Raw genomic sequence first — 6,470 nt, 5'->3', positions numbered from 1 at the left:
GCTTGCCTGCTGCTCTATGGCTCGATTGTAGCCACAGCCCACGCCCTTGACAGCGACGCCGGCGCACCTATCGAGATTGCCGCCGATCGGCTTGATATCGATGATCGGGCCGGTACGGCCGTTTATACCGGCGATGTCGACATGCAGCAAGGCAGCATGAAACTTGTTGCCGACCGGGTCGAGATCGAACGCAACGACCAGGGCGAAGTCTCTCTCGTCACCGCCACGAGCGATACGGGTCGTGCTTATCTTGAACAAAAACCCGCGCCTCAGGATCCGGTGGTCAAGGGCTGGGGTGAAAGCATTGTCTATCATGCAGGCGAACGGCGCGTGGAGCTGATTCGTCGCGCAGAGCTTCATCAGGGTGGCGATATCTTCAACGGCGCTACGTGGAATATTTTCTCGATCGCCGTCAGGTACAGGCGCGTTCACGCTCCGACAGCGGTGCAGACGAACGTGTGCGCATGACCTTGACGCCTAAAACCACCGAGTAAAAAACACCAAGCAGGAAGCACTCTGGATGAAGACGCTTTTCGCTCGTCACCTGGCCAAGAGCTACAAGCATCGCCGGGTGGTGCAGGACATAAGTCTGTCCATCGCTCAAGGCAGCATCGTTGGCTTGCTGGGTCCCAATGGGGCCGGCAAGACCACGTCATTCTACATGATCGTTGGCTTGATCAAGGCAGACGCCGGTGAGGTTGCCATCGATGATCAGGATTTGACCTACGCTCCCATGCATCATCGGGCGCGAGCCGGGATTGGCTACCTGCCCCAGGAAGCCTCGGTATTTCGCAAACTGTCAGTGGCGGACAATATCCTCGCGATCCTCGAAACCCGCAAAGAGCTCGACAAGAAACAGCGCCATGCTCAACTCGCGCGCTTGCTCGAGGAATTCCATATCGAACACATTCGCGACAACCTGGGCATGAGTCTTTCCGGTGGTGAACGCCGGCGAGTAGAGATTGCCCGCTCCCTTGCCACTGAGCCGGCTTTCATCCTGCTCGATGAACCCTTTGCCGGCGTCGATCCAATTTCGGTGGGTGAAATCAAAGGTATCATCCGCCAACTGCGCGCGCGAAGCATCGGCGTACTGATTACCGACCATAACGTGCGAGATACTCTTGATATCTGCGACAACGCTTATATCGTTGGGGATGGCAAGATCATCGCTGAAGGCAATACCGAGGCCATTCTCACCAGCCAGAAGGTACGCGAGGTATATTTGGGCAACGAGTTTCGCTTCTAGTCTTACTGCTTTTCAAGCCCGTTTTTGACCCAGTCAACCTCTTCCTCACGCTTTTTAGCCGCAAAACAAGAAAGCATTAGTTGATTAATGGCATGATTATTGCTTTTTATGCTTGCACGCGGCCTTCTGCAGCGCTAACGTGACCCCAAATCATGACGGTGACTCCGACCCATTATGGTAATGAAGCCAACGCTCCAGCTGCGGATCGGCACTCAGTTAACCATGACGCCGCAGCTGCAACAGGCAATTCAGCTGCTGCAGCTCTCGACACTGGACCTGCGCCAGGAAATCCAGCAGGCGCTGGAATCCAATCCCATGCTGGAGCTTGACGAAGACTACGGTGAACAAGTCGTGGCCGATAGCGCCGAAGTAGAGTGGGCGGAGGATATTCCCACGGAACTGGTCACCGATAGCGAATGGTCGGATACCTATCAGGATGCTCCTGCCAGCCGAGCAGTTAGCACCGATGGTAATGACATCGAGCGCAACGTGGCGGGACTGAGTCTTAGGGATCATTTGCACTGGCAGTTGACCATGGCCGACATGTCAGCCCGTAGTCGACAGATCGCCGACTGCCTCATCGACTCGATCACCCCGGCAGGCTATCTTGACGCTAGTCTCGACGACCTGGCGGAAGGTCTACGAGGTCAGGGTCTTGGCAATCTCAAAAGCCAGGAAGTGGAACAAGTCCTGCAGCAGGTACAGCAGTTCGAACCGACCGGCGTCGCGCCCGGAATCTACGCGAATGCCTGCTTCTGCAACTTGGCGCCCTTGATGACACGACACCGCTGCTACCTCAGGCCAAACGTCTGGTTCGTCAGTTTCTCGACGCCCTTGCCGGCAACGACCGCAAGATGCTCAAGCGACGCTTGGGGCTCGACGATACCCAGCTCGACAATGTCATTGCCATGATTCGCCTGCTTGATCCACGCCCCGGACAAGCGTTCGATCATCATGAGGAAAGCTATGTCACTCCGGACCTGATTGCCCATTACACGCCCCAAGGCTGGCGCATCGAGCTCAATCCAGACGCGCTACCCCGCTTGCGCATCCAGCCGGATTACGCTGCGCTGATACGACGCGCCGACAAGAGCGACGACAATACCTTCATGAAACAGCATCTACAGGAAGCACGCTGGCTGATGAAGAGCCTGTCGAGTCGCAATGACACCCTGCTCAAGGTAGGTCGTGAAATCATGAGTCATCAGTTCGACTTTCTCGAACATGGTGAAGAGGCAATGAAACCACTGATCCTGGCGAACATCGCTCAACTCGTTGAAATGCACGAGTCGACCATCTCAAGGGTCACTACCCAGAAATTCATCCACACCCCGCGGGGCGTCTTCGAACTGAAATATTTTTTCTCGAGTCATGTGGGTGGCAACGAAAACGCAAGCGACGCCTACTCCAGCACGGCGATTCGAGCACGGCTTAAGAAGATGATCAGCGAGGAGTCGCCGCGTAAACCCTTGTCCGATAGCAAGCTGGTCGACTTGCTCGCGGAAGACGGTATCAAGGTAGCTCGACGCACCATTGCCAAGTATCGTGAAGGATTGGGCATTCCTTCCTCGAGCGATCGCAAGCGTTTGGCATGACCTCTCTCGACGGGGGTTTGCTAAGCCGCAAAAAGGGTTACAATCCTTAGACCATTCGCAGCAATAGGAGCGTGCCATGCAAGTCAACATCACTGGCCATCATGTCGAGCTGACCGATGCATTGCGTGATTATGTGAACGAAAAACTTGCGCGTCTGGAGCGCCATTACGACAACATCACCCGGGTTCAGGTCACCTTGTCAATCGAGAAGGAACGTCATCAAGCAGCCTGTACCCTTCATGTAGCTGGCGCGGATCTACATGGTGAGGCCGAAAACGGCGACATGTATGCTGCCATTGATGCACTGGCTGACAAGCTTGATCGTCAACTTGTCAAACACAAGGAAAAAAGTCAGGCCCGCGCTCAAGGCGCCGGCGCACGCTGATTTTCATCTATGTCTCTTGAAGCCATCCTACCCCCGGAGCGCGCGCTGTTTGCCGTTCCCGGGGGAAGCAAGAAGCGGGTGCTGGAGTTCTTCAGCACCTTCATCGCTCAAAACACCCCAAGTCTGGATAGCCAAGAAGTTTTCGGCCGCCTGATAGGACGTGAAAAACTTGGCAGCACCGGCATTGGCAACGGTGTTGCCATTCCTCATGCGCGAGATCCTCATTGCAAGACGCCGGTGGCGGGCTTCCTCAAACTTCAGGAAGCCATCAGCTTCGATGCCATCGATGGCGAACCGGTGGATTTGATCTTCATTTTGCTGGTTCCCGAAGCCGCGGACGAAACGCATTTGGCACTACTAGCTCAAGTGGCCAGCCTCATGAACGATGCGGATACCCGCATGCGCCTGCGCAAGAGCGAAAGTCAAAGCCAGCTCTACGAAACGCTTATTGATGCCATTCATGGTATCGAACAAGCAGACAACCAGAACGACGGATGATGCCTGAGAGCATCATATCCGTATCGCTTCATATAATATAAACTGTTCCATACAAGGTGAGAGCCTAGGCCAACGTTATAAGGGCGCCATCATGCAGCTCGTGATCATCAGTGGACGATCGGGTTCTGGAAAATCCATTGCGCTTCAGGCACTCGAGGATCTTGGTTTTTACGCCATCGACAATCTGCCTGCCATGCTGCTCGACCCTCTCATCCATGAATTGCAACAGGATGAAGTGCGGCGTTCCAACATTGCGGTAAGTGTTGATGCGCGCAATCTGCCAACGGCGCTCAAGCGCTTCCCGGTGTTGCTCGAAGAGATCCGCATGCGCAATATAGACTGCCATGTGGTCTATCTCACCGCCGAGAACAAGATTCTCTTGGAACGGTACTCAGCCACCCGCCGCAGCCACCCCCTGACCCGTGACAGTGAGATGACCCTGGCGGAAGCCATCGAGTCCGAAGAACATACGTTGGCTCGTATTCGCGACCTCGCCGATCTAGTAATCGATACCTCTCAGCTCTCGATCCACGACCTGCGAGCGCGCATTGCAAGTCAGGTAGCGCACCATTCCAGCGATCAATTAACGCTGACGTTCGAATCCTTTGGCTTCAAACGCGGGGTGCCTCTGGATGCGGACACCGTGTTCGATGCTCGTTGCCTGCCCAATCCTTATTGGGATCCACAGCTGCGCCACTACGACGGACGTGATGAGAAAATCGTCCAGTTCCTTGAAAGTTACGCTCAGGTCGACGCCATGGCCAATGACATCCGCGACTGGCTGGAACGCTGGTTACCGGCCTATGTAGCCAGCAACCGCAGCTATCTGACGGTAGCCATTGGCTGCACCGGCGGCCAGCACCGTTCGGTCTACTTGAGTGAGCGTCTGGCCCATCATTTTGCCACTCGGTATCGCGTGCGCCTTCGGCATCGTGAGCTTGGCGTTCTCACCGTCGTAGGAGAGGCACGGAATGATTCAGCGTAAGCTGACCTTGACCAACCGGCGTGGTCTTCATGCCCGCGCAGCTACCAAGCTGGTCAAATGCTGTCAGCCCTATGACGCTAAAGTAACGCTGTACCATCAAGGCAAAAGCGCTCAAGCGGACAATATCATGTCGCTTTTGATGCTTGCCGCCCCCTGCGGCAGCGTACTCGAAATCCATGTAGATGGCCCTCAAGGCGAAGAAGCACTCGCGGCAGTACAAACGCTTTTTGATGCGCGGTTCGACGAAGACGACTAACTCCCATTTACAATAAAACGCCTTTGACAGGACGTTTGAAAGCATCCCTCGAACAGCGTTTTCTTTTGTGCGCGTCTTCATCCGACGGTGCTAGAATGGCGCGACAATAGAGGTAAGACACAGGACGCCACCCAACATGAGCAAAAATCCAGAGAAGCTTCAGCCCAGACTCGCCAGGCTAAACGATGCTCTGGAAAGCGGCGCCTTGGAACAAGCACGACGCATGCTCAATCGCGGCCTCGCGCCGGTCGATGTGGCTCACTTGTTGGAGTCGACGCCACCCAAGGAACGTAACGTCCTTTGGGAGCTGATCGAACCTGAGCTTCAGGGCGACGTACTGCAGTATCTGGGCGAGGATATCCAGACGGAGTTTCTCAACCGTATGGATGCCCAGCAGCTGGTCTCGGCAACGGAAGGGCTTGATGTCGATGACTTGGCGGACCTTTTGCAACGTCTGCCCAATACCGTCACCCTCGAAGTGCTCGACTCCATGGAGGCCCAGGAGCGTCAGCGCCTGGAAACCGTGCTTTCCTACCCGGAGGACACCGCCGGCGGGTTGATGAACACGGATACGCTGACGATCCGCCCAGAAATCACCCTGGATGTGGTGTTGCGCTATCTTCGTCGTCATGAGCGCCTGCCGGATACCACCGACAGCCTTCTCGTGGTCACGCGAGGCGATAAGCTGATCGGCAGCCTGCCCATCAACCGCCTGTTGGTGTCTGACCCCTCGATGCTGGTACGCGAGGTCATGGATACGGACATGGTGACCATCCCGGCCACCATGGAGGAAACCGAGGTTGCCAGCCTGTTCGAACGCTTCGATCTGATCTCGGCACCGGTGGTAGGCGCCGACCGCCATCTGCTCGGGCGTATCACCATCGACGACGTGGTCGATGTCATCCGCGATGACGCGGAACACCAGGTGATGAGCATGGCAGGCCTGGATGAAGAAGAGGATACCTTCGCACCGGCCTGGCGTACCAGTCGGCGCCGCGCGGTCTGGCTGGGCATCAATCTGATCACTGCCTTCATGGCCGCTGCGGTGATCGGCATGTTCGAAGGCACCATTCAGAAAGTTACCGCTCTTGCGGTACTGATGCCCATCGTGGCAAGCATGGGCGGTATTGCTGGCTCCCAGGCGTTGACCGTCTTGATACGGGGTATCGCCTTGGGCCATGTATCCGGAGGCAACGTGCGTTGGCTGCTCAATCGGGAGTTAATCGTCGGCGCACTCAATGGCTTGCTGTGGGCATTGGTCGTTGCAGTGATTGCGGTACTTTGGTTCGGTGACATGACCTTGGGAATCATCATCGCCGCTGCCATCGTCATTAATCTGTTGTTCGCTGCTTTCTGTGGCACACTGCTGCCGGTGCTGTTGAAAAGACTCAAGATCGACCCGGCCCTATCCGGTAGCGTGATCCTGACCACGGTTACCGATGTGATCGGTTTCATGTCGTTTCTTGGTCTTGCTACCTATTTTTACCTCTGACGTTTGTTGCCGG

Annotated in this window: 7 protein-coding genes and 1 pseudogene; all 8 read left to right on the top strand. The window is 55.8% G+C overall.

Annotation, left to right across the window (positions count from 1 at the left end; translation table 11 throughout):
* Nucleotides 1–468 (top strand): lipopolysaccharide transport periplasmic protein LptA (gene lptA, locus CH74_RS12675; RefSeq protein ID WP_253273060.1); only part of this gene is annotated, 468 nt, incomplete at its 5' end.
* A gap of 52 nt (nt 469–520) precedes the next feature.
* Nucleotides 521–1,246: an LPS export ABC transporter ATP-binding protein gene (gene lptB, locus CH74_RS12670; RefSeq protein WP_048307922.1), complete on the top strand. Its 726-nt coding sequence runs from the start codon at nt 521–523 to the stop codon at nt 1,244–1,246.
* 174 nt (nt 1,247–1,420) lie between these two features.
* Nucleotides 1,421–2,841, top strand: a pseudogene (locus CH74_RS12665) (RNA polymerase factor sigma-54).
* A 76-nt stretch (nt 2,842–2,917) separates the two neighbouring features.
* Nucleotides 2,918–3,226 carry a ribosome-associated translation inhibitor RaiA gene (raiA, locus tag CH74_RS12660; protein ID WP_048307921.1) on the top strand — a complete coding sequence of 103 codons (309 nt, stop codon included), beginning with the start codon at nt 2,918–2,920 and terminating at the stop codon, nt 3,224–3,226.
* A 9-nt stretch (nt 3,227–3,235) separates the two neighbouring features.
* Nucleotides 3,236–3,724: a PTS sugar transporter subunit IIA gene (locus CH74_RS12655; protein ID WP_048307920.1), complete on the top strand. Its 489-nt coding sequence runs from the start codon at nt 3,236–3,238 to the stop codon at nt 3,722–3,724.
* A gap of 91 nt (nt 3,725–3,815) precedes the next feature.
* Entirely contained in the window at nt 3,816–4,709 is an 894-nt protein-coding gene (gene rapZ / locus CH74_RS12650) for an RNase adapter RapZ (protein WP_048307919.1), read from the top strand.
* Nucleotides 4,696–4,965: an HPr family phosphocarrier protein gene (locus tag CH74_RS12645; protein ID WP_048307918.1), complete on the top strand. Its 270-nt coding sequence runs from the start codon at nt 4,696–4,698 to the stop codon at nt 4,963–4,965. Before rapZ ends, CH74_RS12645 begins: the two co-directional genes overlap by 14 nt.
* 136 nt (nt 4,966–5,101) lie before the next feature.
* Entirely contained in the window at nt 5,102–6,457 is a 1,356-nt protein-coding gene (gene mgtE, locus CH74_RS12640; protein WP_048307917.1) for a magnesium transporter, read from the top strand.
* Nucleotides 6,458–6,470 lie beyond the last annotated feature (13 nt).

This window comes from Halomonas sp. PR-M31, assembly GCF_001039575.1.
GTDB lineage: Bacteria > Pseudomonadota > Gammaproteobacteria > Pseudomonadales > Halomonadaceae > Modicisalibacter.
This window is presented reverse-complemented; position numbering and strand designations above follow the sequence as displayed.

Bases quoted from the DNA above. Each gene is read 5' to 3' on its own strand.
- lptB (WP_048307922.1), top strand. From the start codon at position 521: ATGAAGACGCTTTTCGCTCGTCACCTGGCCAAGAGCTACAAGCATCGC.
- raiA (WP_048307921.1), top strand. From the start codon at position 2,918: ATGCAAGTCAACATCACTGGCCATCATGTCGAGCTGACCGATGCATTG.
- CH74_RS12655 (WP_048307920.1), top strand. From the start codon at position 3,236: ATGTCTCTTGAAGCCATCCTACCCCCGGAGCGCGCGCTGTTTGCCGTT.
- rapZ (WP_048307919.1), top strand. From the start codon at position 3,816: ATGCAGCTCGTGATCATCAGTGGACGATCGGGTTCTGGAAAATCCATT.
- CH74_RS12645 (WP_048307918.1), top strand. From the start codon at position 4,696: ATGATTCAGCGTAAGCTGACCTTGACCAACCGGCGTGGTCTTCATGCC.
- mgtE (WP_048307917.1), top strand. From the start codon at position 5,102: ATGAGCAAAAATCCAGAGAAGCTTCAGCCCAGACTCGCCAGGCTAAAC.